Below are 23,749 nucleotides of genomic sequence, written 5' to 3' on the forward strand. Positions count from 1 at the left end.
TTTTTTTAATTTTTTTCCTTTTCAATTTTAACCTCTTCCTCTTCTTGAACTTCCACTAGATGAAGAACTACTTCTTGAAGAAGAGCTACTTCTAGTAGAGCTTCTTGACGGAGTTGACGTTCTAGGTGTAGAATTATTAGTTCTAGGTGTAGAATTGTTTGTTCTTGGTGTTGTGCTATTACTTCTTGGTCTAGTACTAGTTCTTGGTCTAGTAGTTGTGTTAGTTCTAGGTCTAGTTGTTGTACTTGTTCTAGGTCTAGTTGTTGTGTTAGATCTTGTTCTAGTAGTTGACCTTGATCTTGTTGTTGTGCTTCTTGAGTTTATTCTAGTATTTGATAAACCATTTCTGCTTGAATAGTTACCACGTCTTCCTGAGTTGTAAGAAATACCTCTTCTATGGTAGCCATTATGGTTTGCATAACCGTATCCGTAACCATTACCCCAATAAGGATTATTGAATCCATTATTCCATCCCCAGTTATTCCATCCGTATCCGTAACCAAATCCTGCATTCCAACCCCAGTTATTATATCCCCAAGGTCTATTCCAGCCCCAGTTATTGTAACCCCAGTTGTTATAACCCCAATTGTTATAACCCCAGTTATTGTAACCCCAACCAAAGTTGTTGTTAAAACCATTGTCATACACATTGATAACAACAACCTCGTTAGTTGCTCCCCAACCTGCATTTTGATTGTTTTCTTCTAAAGACTCATCATAAGATCCTTGGTAAGAGTCAATATCCGTAAATACATCATCATTATTTTGGCTGTACACTTCGGCGTCTAACGCTTTTTCTTTAAAGTAGTTAGTGTAGTAGTCATTATTGTTTTCTGCTGGTAGTTCAACAGTTTCTTGTTCTACATTTTCGGTAGTAGTCCCGTAGATGCCATCACTTGTTTGTCCAACATATTGGTAAGATCCGCATGAACTTAAAGCTAAAACAGCTAAAAGAACCGTGAAAGCGGGTATTTTGTTAGATAAGTAGTTAATTAATTTCATAACGTGTTGTTTTTAATTGTTGAACATTACAAAAATAGTTAGTTTTGCTGAACTATTTTATTATTTAACATAATCACAATTTTTGTGCCAAAATACTGTATATGAGTAAAAAACTAACAAGTAGAGCTGAAAATTATTCCAAATGGTATAACGAATTGGTTGTAGAGGCTGATTTAGCTGAAAATTCGGCAGTAAGAGGCTGTATGGTTATAAAACCTTACGGCTATGCAATATGGGAGAAGATGCAAGCAGAATTAGATAAAAAGTTTAAAGAAACTGGACATCAAAACGCTTATTTTCCATTATTTGTCCCTAAAAGTCTGTTTGAAGCTGAAGAAAAGAATGCTGAAGGCTTCGCAAAGGAGTGCGCAGTAGTTACGCATTACAGACTTGAGAACGATCCAGATAAACCAGGAAAACTTAGAGTTGATCCTAATGCTAAGCTTGAAGAAGAATTAGTTGTAAGACCAACTAGTGAAGCTATTATTTGGAGCACCTTTAAAGGTTGGGTACAATCGTATAGAGATTTACCATTATTAATTAATCAATGGGCTAATGTGGTGCGTTGGGAAATGCGTACACGTCTATTTTTACGTACAGCAGAGTTTTTATGGCAAGAAGGACATACAGCACATGCAACAAAACAAGAAGCGATTACTGAAGCAGAATTAATGAATAACGTTTACGCGACGTTTACAGAAGACTTTATGGCTATTCCTGTTATTCAAGGATTGAAAACAGAAAGCGAACGTTTTGCTGGAGCTGATGAAACGTATTGTATAGAAGCTTTAATGCAAGATGGAAAAGCACTACAAGCTGGAACGTCTCACTTTTTAGGACAAAACTTTGCTAAAGCATTTGATGTTAAGTTTACATCTAAAGAAGGAAAGCAAGAATATGTATGGGCAACATCTTGGGGAGTATCTACAAGGTTAATGGGTGCACTAATTATGACACATAGTGATGATCATGGATTAGTATTACCTCCAAAATTAGCACCAAACCAAGTTGTTATTGTTCCTATATATAAGACAGACGAACAATTGGCAGCTATTACAGAAGTGGTTAATGGTATAATGACAGAGTTAAGAAGTAAAAATATTTCTGTGAAGTTTGATAATAGAGATACGTATAGACCAGGTGCTAAGTTTGCACAGCACGAATTGCAAGGTGTGCCATTAAGGATAGCGATAGGGTCAAGAGATTTAGAAAACGGTACAGTGGAGCTTGCTAGACGTGATACTCTAACTAAAGAAGTTGTTGCATTAGATACTTTAACGGATAGAGTAGAGGGCTTAATGACAGAAATACAAGATACTTTGTACAAGAAAGCTTTAAATTATAGAGATACGCACATCACAGAAGTAGAAACTTTTGAAGAATTTAAAAAAGTTTTAGAAGAAAAGGGTGGATTTATTTCTGCACATTGGGATGGAACTGCCGAAACTGAAGATAAAATTAAGGAAATTACCAAAGCTACAATCAGATGTCTTCCTTTAGACGGAAAAATTGAAAAAGGAATTTGTGTGCTTACTGGCAGAGAATCAGGACGTCGCGTATTATTTGCGAAAGCTTATTAAAGTTTTTTTAATTTTTTTTGTAAAAATTGTTGCAACACTTAAATATAGTTGTATATTTGCACCCGCAATGGAAACGTTGCTAAGTTATTTGAAAAGTTTGCAAGTTTAAAAAATATGTTTTATATTTGCGCTCTCAATAATCAAATGGCCCGTTCGTCTATCGGCTAGGACGCATGGTTTTCATCCATGTAAGAGGGGTTCGACTCCCCTACGGGCTACAATTTTTATAAAAAAAAATAAGGAAACAAAAATGGCAAATCACAAGTCAACTTTAAAAAGAATCAGAAGTAACGAAGCTAAGCGTTTGTTAAATAAGTACCAACATAAGACTACTCGTAATGCTATCAAAAAATTACGTGAATTAGAAGATAAGAAAGAAGCTGAAGCTTTATTTCCTTCTGTAGTGTCTATGTTAGACAGATTAGCTAAGAAGAATATTATTCATACTAACAAAGCTTCTAACTTAAAATCTAGTTTATCTAAGCACGTAGCTGCTTTATAACTAGCTTTTAATTATTAAAAATTATAAGTGCTTCATTTTATGGAGCGCTTTTTTTTGTGCCTTACATTTTGGTTGTCTTTATTATATATTTAAAGTAATGTTCTCTGGTATTGCGTTAGCGGTAGTAGTGGATAGCTTTTGGCGAGCTTGCGCTTTGAGCCAAAACTTGTAACGGATGACGCGACCTTTAGCCTGAGCTTGAATCAGGATATAGGTAACGCCCTAAAAGAAAATAGAACTAGTAAGCTTAAATGTTTGCTTTAGCGCATAAAAAAGCCTTAACGATTGTTAAGGCTTTTTTAGTTTATGTGTTTTAGTGTCTAACCATTCATTGAGATTAAAAACTCTTCGTTGTTTCTAGTCTGTTTAAAGCGGTCATTTATAAATTCCATAGCTTCTACAGGGTTCATATCTGCAAGGTACTTACGCATTACCCACATACGTTGTATGGTTGTTGCGTCTAATAAGATATCGTCACGACGTGTGCTTGATGATGTTAAATCAATTGCAGGGAAAATACGACGGTTAGATATTTTACGATCTAATTGTAGCTCCATGTTACCGGTACCTTTAAATTCTTCAAAGATAACTTCGTCCATTTTAGATCCTGTTTCTGTTAATGCTGTTGCAATAATAGTTAGTGATCCTCCATTTTCTATATTACGTGCAGCTCCAAAGAAACGTTTTGGTTTGTGTAATGCATTTGCATCTACACCTCCAGAAAGTATTTTTCCTGATGCTGGTTGTACGGAGTTGTATGCTCTGGCTAAACGTGTTATTGAATCTAATAAGATTACAACATCGTGTCCACATTCTACCAATCGTTTTGCTTTTTCTAATACGATGTTAGCAATTTTTACATGCTCATGCGCTTCTTTATCAAAAGTAGAAGCAATAACTTCTCCACGAACATTACGTTGCATGTCTGTTACTTCTTCAGGACGCTCGTCAATTAGTAATATCATTTGGTATACTTCAGGATGGTTTGCTGCAATAGCATTGGCGACATCCTTTAAAAGCATTGTTTTACCTGTTTTTGGCTGTGATACAATCATACCACGTTGTCCTTTACCTATTGGCGCGAACAAATCCATTATTCTTGTAGAAATAGTCGCTTGCTTTTCGGCAATATTGAATTTTTCTTGTGGAAACAAAGGTGTTAAATGCTCAAAAGCAACACGATCTCTAACCACATTTGGGTTTTGACCGTTTATTTTGCTTACTTTAATTAACGGGAAATATTTTTCGCCTTCTTTTGGAGGTCTTACTTGACCTAATACTGTATCTCCTACTTTTAATCCAAATAAGCGGATTTGAGATTGCGATACATAAATATCATCTGGTGATGATAGGTAGTTATAATCTGAAGAACGTAAAAAACCATAACCATCTTGCATGATGTCTAAGACTCCTTCGCTTTCTATTATTGCGTCAAATTCAAAATCTGGTTCTCTGTAACGGTTACGGTTGTCTTTGTTACCGTTATGCTGGTTACCATTTTTCTGATTTTTCTGATTTTTTTGGTTAGCATGTTTAGGACGGTTAGGCTGCTTGTTGTCGCTTTGCTTATCGTCTTTACTGTCGTTAGACTGCTTATTTTTTTGATGATTGTGAACTGGTTTTTTTGGTTGTGGTTTAGCAGGTGCTTTTGCTTTAACCTCTTTTTCACTCACTTCTTTTTTAACTACAACTTCTGCTTCTGCTTCCGGTTTTAAATCTAATTGCGGTGGCGCAGTAGGTGCTGCTTTTTGGATAGGCTTGCTAACTCTGGCTCTTTTAGGCTTTGGAGCAGTTGGCTTATCTGTAGTTTCTGCTTTTACGGGAGCTGCCTTTTTTACTGGCGCTTTTTTAACAGGAGTATCCTCTTTTTTTACTTCTAAAACAGCTTTTGGATCTGCTGCTTGTTTATCAAGTATTTGATATACTAAGTCTAATTTTTTTAATGAACGAAACTTTGATACGCTCAGTTTTTTAGCTATATCCTGCAATTCAGGAAGCTTCATTTCTTTTAATTGTGAGATTTCAAACATTGATGTTGAATTAACTTATGTGTTGATGTAATTTGAATTGTTTATTTCTTGAAGAAAATAAGATATACTTCTGAAGAATTAACGTTCTGCTAGTGTGAGTGTTGCATTGCGTTACTGCAATTATACAACATTTATTTCAATTTTTTATTTATGTGTCTATGTTTATTCCTTTTTAATTGATGTACAGAAGTTTGTGATTGTGATTTGTTATTTATGCTAATTTTTAGCGCTAGATGTTTCTTTTATAGGAAAAGAAACTATATTTTTGTTTTTCAATATTTTGAAATTTTTATATGTTACAACGCATTCAAACTGTTTATTTATTAATTGTTGCTGTAGTTTCTGGTGGGTTAATCTTCACTTTTGATTTATGGACAACAACTAATGAAGTCGTAGTTCATGCAAAAGATGAACTAGTTATTTTTGGTTTGTTCTTAGGGTCTGCGGTGTTAGCATTAATTTCAATTTTCAGTTATAAAAATAGAAAGTCTCAATTTATGTTGGGACGACTAAATCAGATATTAAATTTAATTTTACTAGGATTTTTCGTGTACCGAACCCTAAGCGCATCTGGAGAAGCAAGTGATGTTTCTGAGAAAGGTGTTGGGATCTTCCTTCCTGTTATTTCTATCGTCTTTTTGATTTTATCAAACAGAGCCATTAAGAAGGATGAAGATCTTGTCAAATCTGTGGATCGATTACGTTAAACCTAACATCTTAGTAGTATTAGTGCGAGAAAAAACCGAAGCGAAAGCTTCGGTTTTTTTGTTTTATAGCAGTTTTATTAAGTCTTTTATTTTCTTGGGTATTCTATAACTTCTAGATTATCAATTTTTCCATTATCTATTGTAAAGCGTAACATAGTTCTCACGTTGTGAAACCCATGTATGCCGATTGCGCCGGGATTCATGTGTAATAATCCTAGCTTTTTGTCTGGCATAACTTTTAGGATATGTGAGTGTCCACAGATAAAAAGTTTTGGAGGGTCTGCCTTTATTTCTTCTCTAATTCTAATATTATATCTATTTGGATAACCACCAATGTGTGTAATCCAAACATCAACACCATCAATAGTAAATCTATTGTTTTCAGGAAATTCAGCTCTAGCTTTATCATTATCTATATTTCCCCAAACGGCACGTAAAGGTTTAAGGGCTTTAATAGCATCTGTTACTTTTAAATCTCCAATATCTCCAGCGTGCCAAACCTCGTCTGCTTGTTTGATATGGTTTAAAACCGCATCATCAATATGACTGTGAGTATCGGATAGTAATAATATTTTTTTCATTTATGCTGAGTTTTTTTCAGGACGTTGCGTTTAAGTATTACTGTTGCCTGTTTTGTTTATTTTATGTAAACTATTCTTAAAAAATAAGGCTTCGGACTTTAAGCTTCTGTCTTTATATTATCTTTGCTTTTTAATATGTAAAAATACAGCTTTCTTGCGCTATTTTATAGAATTATCTTATAACGGAACAAATTATCATGGTTGGCAAAAACAACCAAACGCTATATCTGTACAAGAGGTTTTGGAAAAGGCTTTATCTACTATTTTAGGAGAAACCATTGTTGTGATGGGAGCAGGACGTACAGATGCGGGTGTACATGCTAAACAGTTATTTGCGCATTTTGATACAGCGGTTGTTTTTAATGCAGATAAATTGCAGTATAAATTAAACTCGTTTTTACCAGAGGATATTGCTATTCAATCTATTTTTAAAGTCAAGGAAGATATGCATGCACGTTTTCATGCAACAAGCAGAGCGTATTTATATCGTGTAGCATTGCAAAAAAGTCCTTTTAATGTAGATCAAGCTTATTTTTTGAAGCATGCTTTAGATATTGAGAAAATGAATGAAGCGACAAAAATTTTGTTTGATTACAAAGATTTTCAGTGCTTTTCAAAAACACATACGGATGTCAAAACATACAATTGTAATATTATGGCAGCCCAATGGAAACTAATTGATGGTGAGTTACAGTTTACGATTAAAGCCGATCGCTTTTTAAGAAACATGGTAAGAGCTATAGTTGGTACATTGATTAATATTGGTGTTGGTAAGATTAAAGTTGAAGATTTACATACTATTATACAATCAAAAAACAGATGTAATGCTGGTTTTTCTGTTCCTGCAAAGGGATTATATTTAACAGAAGTCGCTTACCCTGATACAATAAAACTAAATGACTAAGACAAAAGAAAACATATTTGATTTAGAGTTGTTTAAACGCTTGTTTAAATACACAAAACCTTACAGAACCGTATTTTATGGTTTGATTTTATCTGTATTGATATTAGGCGCTTTAAGTATTGCAACGCCTGTATTACTTAGAGAAATTATTGATGAGCATTTGGTTAAAAAGGACTACAATGGTTTTGTTTATCTAATTGTTTTAATGATTGTCTTATTGGTGGCGCAAGTTGTACTTCAGTTGTTTTTTATATTCTATTCTTCATGGTTAGGATTAAAAATGGTAAAAGACATACGTGTTAAATTATTTGACCATATCCTTAGTTTTAAAATGAAATATTTTAATACCTCTTCTGTTGGTGTTTTAATTACAAGAGCGGTCACAGATATGGAGCGTATTGCTTCTGTTTTTGGGGATGGCTTATTTACAATTATCAGAGATTTACTAGTTATGGTAGTTATTTCTGGAGCTATGTTATATTACAATTGGCAGTTAAGTTTAATTGTATTTGTGACTTTACCTATTGTTTTATTTGCAACTAAAATTTTTCAACGTTACATGAAACGTGCGTTTGAAGATGTACGAAATGAGGTGTCTAACTTAAACTCGTTTGTGCAAGAGCGTGTTACGGGTATGAAAATATTACAACTCTTTACAAGGGAAGATACCGAGTATAAAAACTTTAAAGAAATTAATAATCGTCATAAAAAAGCCTGGTTAAAAACGGTTTGGTATAACTCGATATTTTTTCCAATTGCAGAATTTTTAGGATCGTTAACAACAGGTTTAGTCGTATGGTTTGGTGGTTTAAATATATTAGTTGAAGGCAGTAATGTTACGCCTGGAGATTTGTTTATGTTTATTACCATGATCCCGATGTTGTTTAGACCTTTGCGTCAAATAGCAGATAAGTTTAATACGCTTCAAATGGGTATGATTGCTTCTAATCGTGTTTTTAAAATATTAGATACGACCTCTCATATTGATAATTCAGGACACTTAATAGCAGATAATTTTAAAGGCGCTATCAATTTTGATAAGGTACATTTTAGTTATGTTGAAGATGAAGAAGTTTTAAAAGGCATTAGTTTTAATGTTAATGCTGGAGATACAGTTGCAATCGTAGGTGCTACAGGAGCAGGAAAAAGTACAGTTATTAATTTATTAAATCGTTTTTACGAAATTAATTCAGGTACTATAGCTGTTGATAATACAGATATTAAGGATTATACTTTAGTTTCTTTAAGACAGCAAATAGCAGTTGTGTTACAGGATGTGTTTTTGTTTGCAGATACTATTTTAAATAATATAACATTAAATAGTCCAGGTATTACTGAAGCTGATGTTGTAAAAGCAGCCAAAGATATTGGAATACACGATTTTATTATGAGTTTGCCAAACGGTTACCATTATAACGTTAAGGAAAGAGGTGTGATGTTATCTTCAGGACAACGACAATTAATTTCTTTTTTACGTGCGTATGTAACCAATCCAAGTATTTTGGTGTTAGATGAAGCCACGTCTTCTGTGGATTCGTATTCAGAGCAATTAATACAAACAGCAACAGAGAAAATAACAAAAGGACGTACGTCTATAGTTATTGCTCATAGATTAGCAACCATCCAGAAGGCAGATAATATAATTGTTATGGATGCCGGTTTAATTGTGGAGCAAGGAACACATGACGAGTTGCTTAAAAAAGAAAATGGGTATTATAAGAATTTATACGAAGTACAGTTCTTACAAGCAGAGAAGGTGGCTTAATTTCTGCTTAAGCAGAAATGTAATTACCCTTAAGGCATATAGTAGTTATTGATTTTTAATGACTAATATTTGATTATTATTGAAGAATAAAATCAGGTAATTTAGATTTAAATTAGCCTTAAACCGGAACACCTATTTTAGCAAGCATTTTTTTTACTTTAGAAATTTCTTCAGAAGTTTTTAGATATGCTAAATCGCGACTTTTTCCATTTGTTAATTTTAAAGACATTCGTTTAGAACCAAAAACGGTTTTTTCTGTTAATCGTTCTATTGTTTTAATTTCAATTTTTTCTTTACTTGATTTTTTGAAAAAGAAAAAATATAAGACTACTATTGATACAATCCCTAATATTAGCCAAATGATTTGCATAAAACCAATTCCGTCTTCACTAATATAAGAGACATTAAGAAGGGCATTAATAAGGTTTAGAATCATTAATGCTTTGATCATAAAATACTGGGATTTTAACCCATCTTTAATGTCAATTGTTTTGTCTTTTTGATTGTAGTTAATGTCCATTGCTATAATCTTTCAATTAATGTAAAATGTATAAGAGGTGTGTTGTTTTGGCTTTTAAAGATGTTGAATTCAAACTTATTCTAAATCATTCTTCAAAATTTCTGCTAATTCAATAGTGTCTTCAAACGGAAGGAATTCTCCATTCCTAAAACAAGAAATTTGGCCTGTTTCTTCACTTACAGCAATTGCAATAGCATCTGTACGCTCCGTAACACCAACTGCTGCACGGTGACGTAAACCAAAACGTTGCGGAATGTTTTTTTCGTTATTTACAGGTAAAATAACACGTGTTGCTTTTACAATATTATCTTGTATTATAATGGCACCATCATGTAATGGGCTATTTTTAAAAAAGATACTTTCAATAATAGGTTGCGTGACTCTGATATTCATTTCGTCACCTGTATTAGCAATAAAATCAAGATTATTATTACGTTCTAAAACAATTAAAGCACCTGTTTTAGTACTACTCATTTTATTGCAGGCAGAGATGATAGCATCAATATCTGTAGATGTCCCTTGTTCTATCTTTAAAAATTTTAACTGACTTAAAAACTTACGCCTGCTGGCAAAATTGGTGCTTCCAATCATCAATAAAAACTTTCTGACTTCTTGTTGGAAGACAATAATTAAGGCAATAAAACCAACACTAATAAAACCACCTAGAATCTTGGTAAGTAAGACCATTTTTAAGGCTTCTACCGTAAGGTAGATAAAATAGATAACCACAATACCAATAAAGATATTAATGGCAACAGTACCTTTTACTAGTTTGTAAACGTAATATAGTAGTAGTGCTACTAACACCACGTCGATCATGTCTATCCAACTGAATTTTAAAATGTCTTTAAATATTTCCAAGGGAAAAGTGTTTTTGTAAATTTAATATAATTGGGTTAAAAGATATGCTCGATTTTATTAATAACAGTCCTTTCATTTTTGAAATGCAATAATTTTGATTTTATAGATATGTAATCTTGAAAATTTAAACTTTTATTGAAACCTATTTGCAGATTATAAAAGTCGCCTCCATGTTCCTTATCGTCAAGATTTAAATCGTTAAGTTTTTCTTTTAGATAATCATTTAATTTGTCCAAATTCGTTTCTCCTAAAATCATAAAAGAATTTATAGTAATATCTTCAAGACTATTAATAATAAGATTTATGTCAAATGAATTATCATCTATTTCAATATCTTCATATTTGGTTTCAGTGTAATTTAAATGATACTCAACATCAGTAAAATCAATAAACCCTAAATTTTTAATGCTCGTATCATTGCAAGTATAATAATTTCTAGCTTTTTCATTTTTATGCATAGTTGCATTACGCTTTTTCTCTTGTAGTTTTATTATTGATGGTAACGCTTGTTCTAGCGTTAAACGTTTGTCAACATTAAATAACCAATTTGTAGATATAATTAAGTTTTTTCGGTTTAACTCGACACTATCTTGTTTGGTTTCATCATAAAAAATATAGGCAGGCGAGACGTCTAAAACTTCTGTTATGTCTGCATTTTGTATTTCTGGTAGTTCCAGTAGTTTTTCATTTCCGCAGGAAAAAAATAAAAGCACTATACTGATAAATAATAATCTGTTAAGCATGTAATTGATTGTAAAGTGTGATACATTCTTGAGCTTCTTTAACATCATGCACGCGCAGTATTTTAGCGCCTTTTTGCAAAGCAATCATGTGTAAAGCAGTGGTCCCGTTTAAGGCGTTATTTGCTGTAGTGTCTAACGTTTTGTAAATCATAGATTTTCTGGATAGACCAGCTAGTAATGGTAATTCGGTAATATTTAAAAGTTCAAAATTATTTAGTAGTTCAAAATTCTGTTCTAATGTTTTAGCAAAACCAAAACCAGGATCTAAAACTAAATCAATAATGCCTAAAGCACGAGCTGTTGCAATACGCTCTGAAAAATAAAAGTTTATGTCTTTTATTAAATTATCATAAACCGTCATTGTTTGCATGGTTTGAGGCGTACCTCGCATATGCATCATAATATAAGGGACATGTAAATCAGCGATGGTTTGCAGCATGTTGTTATCTAAATGACCTGCCGAAATATCGTTAATCAAAGCAGCTCCCGCCTCAACTGTTGCTTTCGCAATAGTACTTCTAAACGTGTCTACTGAAATATTGATATCAGGAAATTTATCTGCCAGAAGTTTGATTATTGGTAAAATACGCTGCAATTCTTCGTCTTCAGATACAAACGGCGCATTTGGTCTAGAACTATAAGCACCAATATCTATAAAAGTAGCGCCTTGATCTAGCATGTTTTTGACTTGATTCAAAATAGAAGTTTCGTCTTTATAACGTCCGCCATCAAAAAAAGAATCGGGTGTAACATTTAAAATACCCATTACTTTTGGAGTACTTAAATCTATAAGTTTGCCTTTACAATTTATTGTCATTTGTACACTTATATATGGTGTTGGGATAAGCTTAGTAAAACTTTAAACCCTAAACCTTGACGTTTAAATAATTTTATGCGAAATTTACGCAAAATTCAATTAGAGTTTATCAAATATGCAAGATACTTCAAAACAATACGATACTGTTATAAAAACCTGTCGCGACCTTTTTATTAATAAAATGACGGATTACGGAAGTGCTTGGCGCATTTTACGTTTACCATCTTTAACAGATCAGATTTTTATAAAGGCGCAACGTATTAGAGGTCTGCAACAAAATGATGTGCGTAAAGTTGACGAAGGCGAGCAAAGCGAATTTATCGGGATTATCAACTATTGCATTATGGCTTTAATCCAGTTAGAAAAAGGCGTGGTAGAGCAACCTGATTTAGAAGTTGAAGAAGCTACGGTTTTATACGATGCACAGGTCAAAGCAACAAAACAGTTAATGCAAGACAAAAACCATGATTATGGAGAGGCTTGGAGAGATATGCGTGTAAGTAGTTTAACGGATTTAATTTTACAAAAATTATTACGTGTTAAGCAAATTGAAGACAATTCAGGAAAAACAATTGTAAGCGAAGGGATAGATGCTAATTATCAAGACATGATTAATTACGCCATTTTTGCCATGATACATTTAACAGAACAATAAAATTGCTTTTGCAATTTGATATTTAATTATAGTTATGAAATACATAGTCGGTTTTTTAAGAATATTTGTTGGTATATTTTTTATTATTTCGGGATTTATAAAGCTTAATGATCCTATTGGATTTGCTTTTAAATTAGAGGAGTATTTTGGTCCAACCGTTTTAGATTTACCATTTTTTATTCCTTATGCTTTAGGGATTTCAATAATAGTAGTTGTTTTTGAAGTGCTTTTAGGTATCTTTTTAATTATTGGATACAAGCCTAAATTCACGATTTGGAGTTTATTATTAATGATTATCTTTTTTACATTCTTAACATTTTACTCAGCGTATTTTGATAAAGTAAAAGACTGCGGATGCTTTGGTGATGCCATGAAGATGGACCCATGGGAAAGCTTTGGTAAAGACGTTTTTCTGTTAGTTTTAATTCTAATTATTTTCTTCGGAATAAAACACGTCAAACCATTTTTTGGAAAGTTAACCACAACCATACTGTCTTTATTAAGTTTTATAGCATGTTTAGGATTTGCATACCACGTATTAATGCATTTACCATCAATTGACTTTAGACCTTTTAAAATAGGAAACAACATTACAGATAACATGATTGTTCCGGAAGATGCACCACAACCTGTAATAGAATACACTTGGGTATTTGATGAGAACGGTACAGAAAAGGCATACATGACAAGCGGATCATATCCAGAATCTACAGGTACATATGTAGGTGTAACTACTAAAACAATATCTGAAGGTTATGAGCCACCAATCCATGATTTTTCAATAGAAAAAGATGGTGAGGACTTTACGCAAGATATTTTAACAAGACCGCACGTGTTACTAATTGTTAATTATAATTTGGCAATATCAGAAACAGAGGGTTTAAAAGCGATAAAAATAGCATCGGATATGGCAATTGCTAACGGTTATGATGTTATTGGTTTAACAGCCTCTGGAGAGGATAAAGTAGCGCAAGTTAAGTCCGATTACAAGTTAGGTTTTGATTACTATTTCTGTGATGAAACTGCTTTAAAAACAATCATCCGCTCTAATCCAGGATTATTAAAATTAGAAAAAGGAACCATTATCCAAAAAGTACATTGGAATGATATTGACCAATTAGCATTGCCTAAAGTTGATCGTCCAGCACCTAAATTAGTTCAGGAGGTTACTGCTTATTTTATTGATGATGCTTTGGCAACAAAAGCAGAGACAGAGGCTTTGGATCCAGAAACTATTGAGAGAATGGATGTATTTAAAGACAGAACACAATTGGACTCACTAAATATAGACACACAAAAAAATATTACGAGTGTGATTAAAATTACGCTTAAAAAATAATAACGTCACTTCAAGTGTTTTGTGAGGTACGAGCAAAATGTATCGAGAAGCACATTTTTTTGTAAAGCAGTAGAACAACGTATCTAAAATAAATAAAACAATCTGATAACCTATTTACTAAATAAAACCCTGTATGCATTACTCACCTTATTTGGTGTGGTAACCGTTATATTCCTCTTATTTAGTGTCCTTCCAGGAGATCCAGCACAAATGATGTTGGGTCAAAACGAGGATAGTCAGCAATTAGCCATTATTAAAAAAAAGTATGGTTTTGATAAGCCTGTTGCGACGCAGTATTTTTATTATTTAAACGATTTGTCACCAATCTCATTTCATTCTAAAACAGAAGGTGACTATACCTATTTAAGTCAAAATAAATATTCAGCAACACAACTGTTTGCAATAGGTAACACAACTACAGTTATAAAATTTCCGTACTTACGGGAATCCTTTACCAAACAAGGCAAAAAAGTAAGCCAAGTATTATCAGAGACCTTACCCAATACGTTTGTGTTAGCAGTTTCGGCAATATTAATCGCAATCTTTTTAGGCGTTATATTAGGTGTGATTTCAGCATTAAAAAAAGACACATTTTTAGATAAAATTATTCAAATATTAAGTACTTTAGGGATGAGCGTACCGTCTTTTTTTAGTGCCATATTATTTGCATGGTTATTTGGGTTTGTATTACATAAATATACCAATCTAGAAATGACAGGTAGCCTTTACGAGTTGGATGATTTTGGCGAAAAAATGCACATTAAATGGAAAAACTTAATCCTACCAGCAATTGTTTTAGGGATTAGACCATTAGCAGTCGTGATACAATTAATGCGTAACTCTTTATTAGAAGTCTTTAATCAAGATTATATCAGAACAGCCAGAGCAAAAGGCTTATCAGAGTTTCAGATTATAAAAAAGCACGCCATTAAAAATGCACTAAATCCAGTAGTCACTGCAATATCAGGGTGGTTTGCAAGTATGCTAGCAGGCGCAGTGTTTGTGGAGTATATTTTTGGATGGAACGGATTAGGAAAAGAAATTGTAAATGCGCTTAACACCTTAGATTTACCTGTAATTATGGGTTCTGTGTTAATTATCGCCTTACTATTCATTATAATTAATATTTTTGTAGATATTATATACACTTGGTTAGATCCAAAAGTTAAATTAGAATAAAACACAACGTCATGAGAAAAAACATAGTAGCCGGAAACTGGAAAATGAATAATGATTTACCACAATCAGAAGCATTAATTTCAGATTTAAAAAAGCAAACAAAAACATCTAATGCAGAGGTTATGATTGCGCCAACATATACTAACTTATGGCATGCTTATGAAGCAACTAGAGAAGACGATATCGAGGTTATTGCACAAAACATGCACTTTGCAGAAAACGGTGCATATACCGGAGAGGTTAATGCAGATATGCTTAAAAGCGTAGGTATAAAAACGGTAATCCTAGGACATTCAGAGCGTCGTGCGTATTTTAACGAAGATGATGCTATTTTAGCTAAAAAAGTAGATCAAGCCTTATCAAAAGATTTGCGTGTCATTTTCTGTTTTGGAGAAGAACTAGCAGACCGTAAAGCTGCAAATCATGAAGCAGTAGTGGAAAGTCAAATTAAAAACGCATTGTTTCATTTAGAGGCTTCAGTATTCAAAAATATCGTGTTGGCTTATGAGCCTGTATGGGCAATTGGAACTGGCGAAACAGCAAGTCCAGAACAAGCACAAGACATGCACAAATTTATCCGTAAAACATTAAATGACAAATACGGTAACCAAGTAGCGGATGACATGACAATCCTTTACGGTGGTAGTGTAAAACCTGCAAATGCCAAAGAAATTTTTTCAAAACCAGACGTAGATGGTGGATTAATTGGTGGAGCAGCCTTAAAAGCTGAAGATTTTTACGCGATCGTAAACGCCTTTTAAACACAAACAAAATTCAGAATAATTTGGGCGTTACCACAAGGGTCGCGTCTTCCGTTATATCTTTTTTTGCCATATATGGCAGCAAAAAAAGGATGCCACTACAACCGCTAACGCAGGCTAATCTGCAAAATACAGTACAAATTAAAATGTCAAATATTATTTACATAGGGTATTACTTTAAAGTGCAACCAATGCAACCAGGAACAGAAATTCTTATTGCAGAATTAGGTTACGCAGGATTTGAAAGCTTTGTAGAGACCGAAGAAGGGGTTACAGCATACATCCAAAAAGAAGAGTATTACGATACTATTTTGGACGATATCCAAATATTAAAGTCAGACGAGTTTAAAATCACATATACCTTTGACGAAATTGAGCAAACCAATTGGAACGAAGAGTGGGAGAAAAACTTTAACCCAATAGTAGTCGATGATCTGTGTGCAGTACGTGCACCATTCCATGACAAGTTTGATACAGAATATGATATTATCATCGAACCAAAAATGAGTTTTGGAACAGGGCATCATGAAACCACACACATGATGATCCAGCATATTCTTAAAAACGATTTTGAAGGCAAGTCCGTTTTAGATATGGGATGCGGTACAGCTGTTTTAGCGATACTAGCAGAGATGAAAGGTGCAAAACCATTAGATGCTATAGATATTGATAACTGGTGCTACTTAAATAGCTTAGAAAACGTGGAGCGTAACAATTGTAAACATATTTCTGTTTATGAGGGGGAAGCAGCGCTTTTAAAAGATAAAAAGTACGATACCATTATAGCAAACATTAATCGTAACATCTTATTAAACGACATTGCAACATATTCAAAATGTCTTGATGCAAAAGGCAGCCTGTTTTTAAGTGGTTTTTACCAAGAAGACATCCCAATGATAGAAAAGGAGTGTAACGATAACCAGCTTGTTTTAAAAGATACATTAACAAGAAATAATTGGGTTGCACTTAAATTTGAAAAGCAATAAATTAGAGCTAAAAATCTAGTTTTATTATTAATAAAATAGCGTTTTAACATTTTTAATGTAAAAACGCTATTTTTTGTGGTAAAAACCGCAACATTCTTCTTTTTTAATCATTTACCTTTGACTTGATAATTATCTCACATTTGGTTAATAGCAAAATACCCTTAAACTAACGTTTAAAGATCATGTGAAACATTTTACGTAAAGCAAACCATTTATTAATTTAAAATTCAACCAAAATGAACAAAATTAAATTTATGGCTCTAGCCAGCCTGTGTTTTATTTTAGGATTACAATCCTGTCAAAAAGAAGAAACAACCTCTATTGAAGAAGAAGCAATAGCAAAAAAAGAAATTTCGGCAAAAGTATTAGAAAAATTAGCCAATGCGCAAATCAACACTAATAATGTCAAACTAGTCGATTTTTTATTACCCGACGGTACCACAAAAGAAATGATTGAGGTAGAAGGTGATATTTTTATGAGTGAAGAAGAAGTCTTAAGTCTTGAAGACGAGGCTTCTACAGATCGAAACTATCGTACAAACAACCTAGTTTCTCAAGGTAAAACCATTACAATTATTGGTTATACAGGAGGTAGCAATGCGTTGTCTTCAAAAGAGAGAACAGCTTTACAATGGGCTGTTAATAATTATAATGCATTAAGCGGAGTTTCAATTTCGTTTCAATTAACATTCGGAACCAACTACCAATCTAAAGACATGGTAGTGTATCATAACCCAAATGAGTCTGGTTCTGGTGGATCGGCAGGTTTTCCCAGTAATGGTAACCCAAATAAATTTGTACAATTGTACGGTTTAGATAGTTATGATACTAATGTAGTAGAGCATGTTATTACTCATGAAATTGGACATTCTATTGGATTTAGACACACAGATTGGTTTAACAGAGCTAGTTGTGGTCAAAACCAAAATGAAGGTGCAGGATCTATCGGAGCAATTGATTTAGGTGGAAATGATCCAGCGACGTCTGTAATGTTAGCTTGTTTTAGTACAAGTGAAGATGGAGAGTTTGGTACTGATGATGTTAATGCATTACGTATAATGTATTAATATTTAGTTAAATACGTATTAAAAAGGCTTCTGTTGCGACAGAAGCCTTTTTTTATGTCTAATAATTTTTTACTTTTATACCAAAAAGAAGTACGTATGAGTACAAAAGAGAAAATACAAGAACAACACGAGGTCGATACTTTAGAGAAGCCAAACAATGAAATTGTTGTTTATAACGATGATGTAAATACATTTGATCATGTCATAGATAGTTTAATTTATGCCTGTGATCATACACCAGAGCAAGCAGAGCAATGTACTATTTTAGTGCATTATAAAGGGCAATGCACGGTTAAAACAGGTGCTTATAAAGAGTTGGAACCACGATGCACAATGCTGCTAGAAGCAGGGTTAAGTGCAGAAATTATTTAAAAAAAAGAGTCTTTAATTATAAAGACTCTTTTTTTTTATGCTTGTTATTTTCTTTTACAAGTATTTACGCCTAAAATGGCATACAGTGGGCAAAAGTTGACAAAGCTTGTTATTAAAAACACGATTGCTACAGCCATTAAGACATAGGCTACCATTCCGCTAAGTATATCTAGATAATAAAGTAAGGCTATAAATATAGCTGCTAATACTCTTAAGCTTTTATCTAAAGCTCCCATATTTTTTTTCATAATACTAGTATTTATTACTTAAAAGTAAGCATTAGAAATAAAGAAGTAACTTTTTTAAAGTATTTTTTACAGTACGTTAGCTTCTGCTTTTTGTTTTTGGTATACATAGCGCAGCACCATAAACATAGTAATTACGGCTATAACCATCCAAATTACACCAACAAGCACACTTGGTATACCTGTTAATGCTGCAATAGCGTCAGCATCACTTCCAATATTACTATTGTCTATTAAGTCTCCTTTTATGTCTAAGATAACATAAGCACAAGAGGTTATTCCTAAAAATTTAAGCCATAAATCGTGAAAAAAAGTACCAAAGTATTTAAATGCAATTAGCATAAAAAGACCAAGTCCAAAGGTCATAGCGGTACCAAAAAACTCGCCAGATTGTAAAACAAAGTAAGAAAGTATTATTAAGATCATCCCGATAAGCAATGTAATGTACTTGTCCCGTTCTGATTTGACAGCTAAGACTAGTATTAGAGAGCCCCAGAATAAGCTACCAAGGTAACCGGCACTTCCGGTCATAAATTCGCTCCAAAAAGTAGGAGAGATCGTGTATAAGCAATAGCCTCCAATGTGTTGACTAATTTGTATTTCAATTATTTGTCCGCCAAAAGCAATAGCCATTAATCCATGACTCATTTCATGAAGCATTACCACAAACAATTTAATAGGATAGACCAATAGGGTATTCCACAGTAGTGTAACTAATACAATCAATACAATTAAGTGTATGCTTTGGTATTTTTTATCTGTTAGTGTCATTAAGTAATAGTTGTCGTCCCTAAAAATACAAGTAATCTTATTTTAATGATTAATTAATTGTGTTTTTTAGGAAAATACAGGATAAAAAAAAACCAGCAATTTCAAATATTATTGAAATATGCTGGTTTTACTAAGTGACCTCGACTGGATTCAAACCAGTAACCTCTTGAGCCGTAATCAAGTGCGCTATTCAGTTGCGCCACGAGGCCTTTTTTTTTCGTGGGTGCAAATATATGGATTATTTATATTAACATCAAAACTATTTGACGATTAATTTTAATTTAATGCGTTTTTAGTTACAAATACCTTCCAGCCAAAAATAGCCATCTGTAATTTAGAGGCTTTGCTTAGATCCAGTTTTTGCTTTGTATAACTTGGTAGTATAAGTTTATTAACTTTAGATAAAAACTTAAAAAATGTTTTTTTCATTCCCTTTTAATTAGGGTTCAAAATTATAGCTTTAGTGACTATCTGCCTAATGATTTAGAGTTTTAAATAAAATGGTAAAACTTATTCTAGACTAAGTTTTACATTTTATGGTTTACAGTATAACCGATGTTAAAATGTCGATTATCATTTTGGCAAGTGTTAGCATAATTTTGTAGTTTAAAGGGTTAGTAATTACATCCATTTTCAGGATTGTTTTTTGAAGATATATTTTTTAAATAATATCTACCAAGCAAAAACAGGGATATTGATACATTTGACTTTACTTATATAAGTAAATAAACGTCATGTGTTTCGATTTTTACTTTTATATCTTTATCAAAGTTATAATGTGTAACTCTAAATCGTGTTTATGGTTTTGATTTATAATAATTGTAGGGCGTTTTTTTTAGGTTTTACTTTGGAGTAGGGCTGTTTGATTTAAGATTAGCGGAATTATTTGAATTCTATTGTTTTCTATTTTAAAATTTTTCTTTTTACTGCTCACTTTTTTTTATAACAAAACTTTAATAGAAGTAATTTTTAAGCATCCAAACTAGTAGTAAATTTGCAGTATAATAGCGCGTTCTATTTTTGTAGTAGATTTAGGGGTGTTAATTTGGGGGTATATTTAAACATAAACGATATGTAAATGTGTATCAAAATTTAAAAACCAACTAAAAAAGGTAACAAACTAATAAATAATAGCAATGATTGATTTTTTTAAAGTACATCAGCAAGATCTTATTTACAGCATTTTTGTAATAGTTATTGTTATAATATTACGCGTGTTAACTAACATGCTACACAAGTGGGTTGTAAAAGAAAAGAAAAGGAAGTTTCCAACAGAAGCACCAAAATCGACCAACTTGCTTAAAAAAATATTAAATGCGCTTTGGATTATCTTAGGAATTATTGCTCTAAGTTATCTTTTTGTAGAGAATGACGATAAAAGTATTGTGATTCATGAGTTTAAAACGGTGTTATACGTCGGGCTTGTGTTGGCTGTAACTGTAATTGTTGCAACGACCATTAATTTGTGGTTTAAATTAGATATCCAAAAAAAGATAGAAAGTAATCAAGACCCTACTAGTATAAAGTTTTTAAGGTCGGTAGTAATTGTTGGTATTTATTTATTTGGTTTTATCTTGTGTTTATTAGCGTTTCCATCTTTAAAAGGTGTGGCACAAACCGCTTTAGGTGGGGCTGGAGTATTGGCGCTTATTATTGGTGTTGCATCTCAAGAAGCATTGTCTAATTTAATTGGTGGTATTTTTATAATTGTTTTTAAACCTTTTAAAATAGGAGACACCGTTAAGGTAACAGATACCATGGTAGGTCGTGTTACGGACATTACTTTGCGTCACACGGTTATTAGAAACTTTGAAAATAAAATGATTGTCATCCCAAATGCTATCATGAATAAAGAGAAGTTGATAAACTACGATTTAGGTGAATTAAAATGTTGCGAGAGAATAGAGATTGGTATTTCTTACGACAGTGATGTTGTATTGGCCAAGACAATAATGAGGGAAGAATGCGAAAAGCATCCACTTATATTCGATAATCGTACAGAAATAGATATCCAAGATGGTAAGCCAATGGTAAAAACAGCGTTAACGGAGCTTAACGATTCTTCTGTGACCATACGTGCTTGGGCTTGGGCTAAAGATTTTAGTGACAGTTTCCAGATTAAAATAGATGTTTTAGAAAGCATTAAAAAGCGTTTTGATCAAGAAGGTATTGAGATTCCGTTTCCTTATAGAACTATTGTTATGAAAAAGGATAAAAGAGACGAGTAACAATTATTCGCTTGTTTAATTTATGATGCTTTTTCTAGTAATAATATGCTGTTTTTGCAATTTGTTAATTTTAATTTAATACTAGAAGAAAAGCTTACCTATTTTTAAATACTATTTTCGCAAAAAAAATAAGTATGAAAAAAATTACTCTATTAGCCTCTTTTCTTTTTTCAGTTTTGGGGTATTCTCAAACGGTTGTAATTAATGAGCTGGATTGCGATACTACCTTTGAAGGTAACAATATTGATAACCATGAGTTTATAGAATTATTATCAAGTGTTCCAAACTTTGCTTTAGATGGTTATGTTTTAGTGCTTTTTAATGGCTCTACAAGTGGTGGCGATTCTAGTTATTTCGCTTTAGATTTAGATGGTTACACTACAGATATAAATGGATTGCTTTTAATAGGTAGTAGTAATGTGTCACCTTTTCCACAAGTAACTATTCCAACTAATTTAATTCAGAATGGTGCGGATGCAGTTGCTTTATATTTAGGCGATGATACAGATTTTTTAGAAGGGACTTTAGCAACACAGACTAATTTAGTAGATGTTTTGGTGTATGATACCAGTGATGCTAATGATACTGGCTTAATGGCATTATTAGGTGCTTCTGAGCAAATTAACGAAGGGTCAAGTAATAACACTAACTCAATCCAACGTTTTGACGATGGTTTAGCCAACGCTAATAGTATAACTTATGTTTCTACTACACCAACACCAAGAGCTTTAAATGATGGAAGTGGAGTGGTTTTAAATGGTGTTTTTACAACTATTACTGCCGGTTTTTTTAACGAAGGCGATGCATTTGATGTCACGTTTACTACAGAGCAAAATGTTACAACAGATCTAACTATTGATTTTACTTTAGATAATTATGGTTTTAATACTTCGGATTATACGGGAAGCACTAATTTAGTGATACCTGCAGGACAAAATACGGTAACAACTACAATAACAATAATTGACGATGCTTTTGACGAAGGGGATGAGGTTTTAAAATTAGTAGTAACTAATTTGCCAACAACATTTATTGCGTTAAATAATAATTTAACAACTCGCGTTGTGGATAACGATTTTGTTGTGGCACCTTTTGGGACGCCTTTAAATTCAACATTTGGAATTGTTTCGGGTACACAACCTTCTGGTTATTATGACAGTTTAGATGGTTTGTCAGATGCAGACTTACAGCAAGCTTTACAAGATATAGTTGCTAATCCTGCATTAGTAAGAGGTCAAACTTACAGAGATGTTATTACTATATTAGAAGAAGCGGATCAAAATCCAGAAAACAGTAATCAAGTGTGGTTGGTCTATAAAGAAGAAGGTAAGCCTAAATTAGATTTTCAAACCACATCAGATAATACTGGCAAGTGGAATAGAGAGCACACTTTTCCAAGGTCATTGGCGGGATATAATAGTATAGACTTGGATGATGTTGGAGATGGTAAAGATGTGTGGTGGGCAACTACAGCAGACTCTTTAAGACACGGTAATAGTGATGCGCATGCATTGCGTGCTGCAGATGGACCAGAAAACAGTAATAGAAGTAATCAACATTACGGGCAATATAATGGACCTTCGGGCACATTAGGCAGTTTTAAAGGGGATGTTGCAAGAAGTGTTTTATATATGCAAATTAGATATAATGGGTTAAGTATAGAAAACGGATATCCAACAACATCGGGGCAAATGGGAGATTTGCAAACACTTTTGGATTGGCATAGAAATGATCCCCCAGATGATTTTGAAATGAATAGAAATAATGTGATTTACGAATGGCAGATTAACAGAAATCCGTTTATTGATCAGCCCGATTTAGTAGAATATATTTGGGGAGACCAGGTTGGTAATATTTGGAATCAATCATTAAGTGTTGCTGGTTTTACAACCGAAACAATAAAAGTATATCCCAACCCAGTTTTAGATAAATTATATATTTCGGGTAACATGTCAAGTTATAAGGTTGCTGTATTTTCAGCTGAAGGAAGAGCTGTACTAACACAAACTATTAGTAATAATAGTTATATTGATTTGAAACTATCAAGTGGTTTGTATTTAGTTACTATTGAAGCTGAAGGCGAACGTCTAATAAAAAAGATAATAATCAACTAATTATAATAGTTTATAAATTA

Annotated in this window: 24 protein-coding genes and 2 tRNA genes; 15 read left to right on the forward strand and 11 right to left on the reverse strand. The window is 32.8% G+C overall.

Going from position 1 to position 23,749, the window contains the following annotated elements:
* Window positions 1-27: 27 nt before the first annotated feature.
* Window positions 28-1,002, reverse strand: a complete 975-nt coding sequence (locus ACZ2G2_RS09820; RefSeq protein ID WP_470391971.1) for a hypothetical protein — start codon at window positions 1,000-1,002, stop codon at window positions 28-30.
* 101 nt (window positions 1,003-1,103) lie between these two features.
* Between ACZ2G2_RS09820 and proS the strand changes: the two genes are divergently transcribed.
* The 3 genes from proS to rpsT all read left to right on the forward strand — a co-directional run bounded on the left by proS (window position 1,104) and on the right by rpsT (window position 3,084).
* Window positions 1,104-2,582: a proline--tRNA ligase gene (proS, locus tag ACZ2G2_RS09825; protein WP_470391972.1), complete on the forward strand. Its 1,479-nt coding sequence runs from the start codon at window positions 1,104-1,106 to the stop codon at window positions 2,580-2,582.
* Window positions 2,583-2,728: 146 nt separating this feature from the next.
* Window positions 2,729-2,800: transfer RNA gene (locus tag ACZ2G2_RS09830), tRNA-Glu, on the forward strand.
* Between the two features lie 32 nt (window positions 2,801-2,832).
* On the forward strand, window positions 2,833-3,084 hold the full coding sequence (rpsT, locus tag ACZ2G2_RS09835; RefSeq protein ID WP_470391973.1) for a 30S ribosomal protein S20: 252 nt from the start codon (window positions 2,833-2,835) through the stop codon (window positions 3,082-3,084).
* A gap of 320 nt (window positions 3,085-3,404) precedes the next feature.
* Here the strand turns inward: rpsT and rho are convergent, their stop codons facing one another.
* Window positions 3,405-5,114 carry a transcription termination factor Rho gene (gene rho / locus ACZ2G2_RS09840; protein WP_470391974.1) on the reverse strand — a complete coding sequence of 570 codons (1,710 nt, stop codon included), beginning with the start codon at window positions 5,112-5,114 and terminating at the stop codon, window positions 3,405-3,407.
* Between the two features lie 293 nt (window positions 5,115-5,407).
* On the opposite strand from rho, the gene ACZ2G2_RS09845 reads away from it, so the two are divergent.
* A complete protein-coding gene (locus tag ACZ2G2_RS09845) occupies window positions 5,408-5,821 on the forward strand; it encodes a DUF4293 domain-containing protein (RefSeq protein WP_470391975.1) in 414 nt (137 codons plus the stop codon).
* Between the two features lie 86 nt (window positions 5,822-5,907).
* Here ACZ2G2_RS09845 and ACZ2G2_RS09850 read toward each other — a convergent pair whose 3' ends face one another.
* Complete coding sequence (locus ACZ2G2_RS09850; protein WP_470391976.1) at window positions 5,908-6,402, reverse strand: metallophosphoesterase family protein; 495 nt, start codon at window positions 6,400-6,402, stop codon at window positions 5,908-5,910.
* A 154-nt stretch (window positions 6,403-6,556) separates the two neighbouring features.
* On the opposite strand from ACZ2G2_RS09850, the gene truA reads away from it, so the two are divergent.
* Together truA and ACZ2G2_RS09860 are read left to right on the forward strand one after the other, a co-directional pair.
* Window positions 6,557-7,306, forward strand: coding sequence for a tRNA pseudouridine(38-40) synthase TruA (gene truA, locus ACZ2G2_RS09855; protein WP_470391977.1), 750 nt, complete (start codon window positions 6,557-6,559; stop codon window positions 7,304-7,306).
* Window positions 7,299-9,071, forward strand: coding sequence for an ABC transporter ATP-binding protein (locus tag ACZ2G2_RS09860; RefSeq protein ID WP_090840093.1), 1,773 nt, complete (start codon window positions 7,299-7,301; stop codon window positions 9,069-9,071). The genes truA and ACZ2G2_RS09860 overlap by 8 nt, the downstream gene beginning before the upstream one ends.
* 118 nt (window positions 9,072-9,189) lie before the next feature.
* Here the strand turns inward: ACZ2G2_RS09860 and ACZ2G2_RS09865 are convergent, their stop codons facing one another.
* From ACZ2G2_RS09865 to folP, 4 genes are all read right to left on the reverse strand, one after another.
* A complete protein-coding gene (locus ACZ2G2_RS09865) occupies window positions 9,190-9,591 on the reverse strand; it encodes a hypothetical protein (RefSeq protein ID WP_470391978.1) in 402 nt (133 codons plus the stop codon).
* Between the two features lie 75 nt (window positions 9,592-9,666).
* Complete coding sequence (gene cdaA, locus ACZ2G2_RS09870) at window positions 9,667-10,452, reverse strand: diadenylate cyclase CdaA (protein WP_232782599.1); 786 nt, start codon at window positions 10,450-10,452, stop codon at window positions 9,667-9,669.
* Between the two features lie 35 nt (window positions 10,453-10,487).
* Window positions 10,488-11,195 (reverse strand): hypothetical protein, encoded by a 708-nt coding sequence (locus ACZ2G2_RS09875; RefSeq protein WP_470391979.1) that lies wholly within the window; start codon window positions 11,193-11,195, stop codon window positions 10,488-10,490.
* Window positions 11,188-12,012 carry a dihydropteroate synthase gene (folP, locus tag ACZ2G2_RS09880; protein ID WP_470391980.1) on the reverse strand — a complete coding sequence of 275 codons (825 nt, stop codon included), beginning with the start codon at window positions 12,010-12,012 and terminating at the stop codon, window positions 11,188-11,190. Before folP ends, ACZ2G2_RS09875 begins: the two co-directional genes overlap by 8 nt.
* Window positions 12,013-12,127: 115 nt before the next feature.
* Here folP and ACZ2G2_RS09885 point away from each other — a divergent pair, with 115 nt between their 5' ends.
* The 7 genes from ACZ2G2_RS09885 (at window position 12,128) to ACZ2G2_RS09915 (ending at window position 18,371) form a co-directional block, all read left to right on the forward strand.
* A complete protein-coding gene (locus tag ACZ2G2_RS09885) occupies window positions 12,128-12,667 on the forward strand; it encodes a DUF1599 domain-containing protein (RefSeq protein ID WP_470391981.1) in 540 nt (179 codons plus the stop codon).
* A 34-nt stretch (window positions 12,668-12,701) separates the two neighbouring features.
* Complete coding sequence (locus ACZ2G2_RS09890; RefSeq protein WP_470391982.1) at window positions 12,702-14,006, forward strand: BT_3928 family protein; 1,305 nt, start codon at window positions 12,702-12,704, stop codon at window positions 14,004-14,006.
* 102 nt (window positions 14,007-14,108) lie between these two features.
* Window positions 14,109-15,185, forward strand: a complete 1,077-nt coding sequence (locus ACZ2G2_RS09895) for an ABC transporter permease (protein WP_281847188.1) — start codon at window positions 14,109-14,111, stop codon at window positions 15,183-15,185.
* A gap of 11 nt (window positions 15,186-15,196) precedes the next feature.
* The gene (tpiA, locus tag ACZ2G2_RS09900) at window positions 15,197-15,946 is read left to right on the forward strand and encodes a triose-phosphate isomerase (RefSeq protein WP_470391983.1); all 750 of its coding nucleotides are present in this window, start codon (window positions 15,197-15,199) and stop codon (window positions 15,944-15,946) included.
* Window positions 15,947-16,092: 146 nt separating this feature from the next.
* Complete coding sequence (gene prmA / locus ACZ2G2_RS09905) at window positions 16,093-16,932, forward strand: 50S ribosomal protein L11 methyltransferase (RefSeq protein ID WP_470391984.1); 840 nt, start codon at window positions 16,093-16,095, stop codon at window positions 16,930-16,932.
* Window positions 16,933-17,168: 236 nt separating this feature from the next.
* Window positions 17,169-17,999, forward strand: coding sequence for a M57 family metalloprotease (locus ACZ2G2_RS09910; RefSeq protein ID WP_470391985.1), 831 nt, complete (start codon window positions 17,169-17,171; stop codon window positions 17,997-17,999).
* Window positions 18,000-18,095: 96 nt separating this feature from the next.
* Window positions 18,096-18,371 carry an ATP-dependent Clp protease adaptor ClpS gene (locus tag ACZ2G2_RS09915; RefSeq protein ID WP_090840133.1) on the forward strand — a complete coding sequence of 92 codons (276 nt, stop codon included), beginning with the start codon at window positions 18,096-18,098 and terminating at the stop codon, window positions 18,369-18,371.
* A gap of 44 nt (window positions 18,372-18,415) precedes the next feature.
* On the opposite strand, the gene ACZ2G2_RS09920 is transcribed toward ACZ2G2_RS09915, so the two are convergent.
* The 4 genes from ACZ2G2_RS09920 to ACZ2G2_RS09935 all read right to left on the reverse strand — a co-directional run bounded on the left by ACZ2G2_RS09920 (window position 18,416) and on the right by ACZ2G2_RS09935 (window position 19,816).
* On the reverse strand, window positions 18,416-18,619 hold the full coding sequence (locus tag ACZ2G2_RS09920; RefSeq protein ID WP_090840071.1) for a YgaP family membrane protein: 204 nt from the start codon (window positions 18,617-18,619) through the stop codon (window positions 18,416-18,418).
* 66 nt (window positions 18,620-18,685) lie between these two features.
* Entirely contained in the window at window positions 18,686-19,387 is a 702-nt protein-coding gene (locus tag ACZ2G2_RS09925; protein ID WP_470391986.1) for a M50 family metallopeptidase, read from the reverse strand.
* Window positions 19,388-19,522: 135 nt separating this feature from the next.
* Window positions 19,523-19,596: transfer RNA gene (locus tag ACZ2G2_RS09930), tRNA-Arg, on the reverse strand.
* A 67-nt stretch (window positions 19,597-19,663) separates the two neighbouring features.
* On the reverse strand, window positions 19,664-19,816 hold the full coding sequence (locus ACZ2G2_RS09935) for an SsrA-binding protein (protein ID WP_470391987.1): 153 nt from the start codon (window positions 19,814-19,816) through the stop codon (window positions 19,664-19,666).
* 707 nt (window positions 19,817-20,523) lie between these two features.
* Between ACZ2G2_RS09935 and ACZ2G2_RS09940 the strand changes: the two genes are divergently transcribed.
* Both ACZ2G2_RS09940 and ACZ2G2_RS09945 read left to right on the forward strand, forming a co-directional pair.
* Window positions 20,524-21,615: a mechanosensitive ion channel family protein gene (locus tag ACZ2G2_RS09940; protein WP_470391988.1), complete on the forward strand. Its 1,092-nt coding sequence runs from the start codon at window positions 20,524-20,526 to the stop codon at window positions 21,613-21,615.
* A 134-nt stretch (window positions 21,616-21,749) separates the two neighbouring features.
* Window positions 21,750-23,729 (forward strand): endonuclease, encoded by a 1,980-nt coding sequence (locus tag ACZ2G2_RS09945; protein ID WP_470391989.1) that lies wholly within the window; start codon window positions 21,750-21,752, stop codon window positions 23,727-23,729.
* The last annotated feature ends 20 nt before the right edge of the window (window positions 23,730-23,749 follow it).

This window comes from Olleya sp. KKT75 (assembly GCF_055635485.1).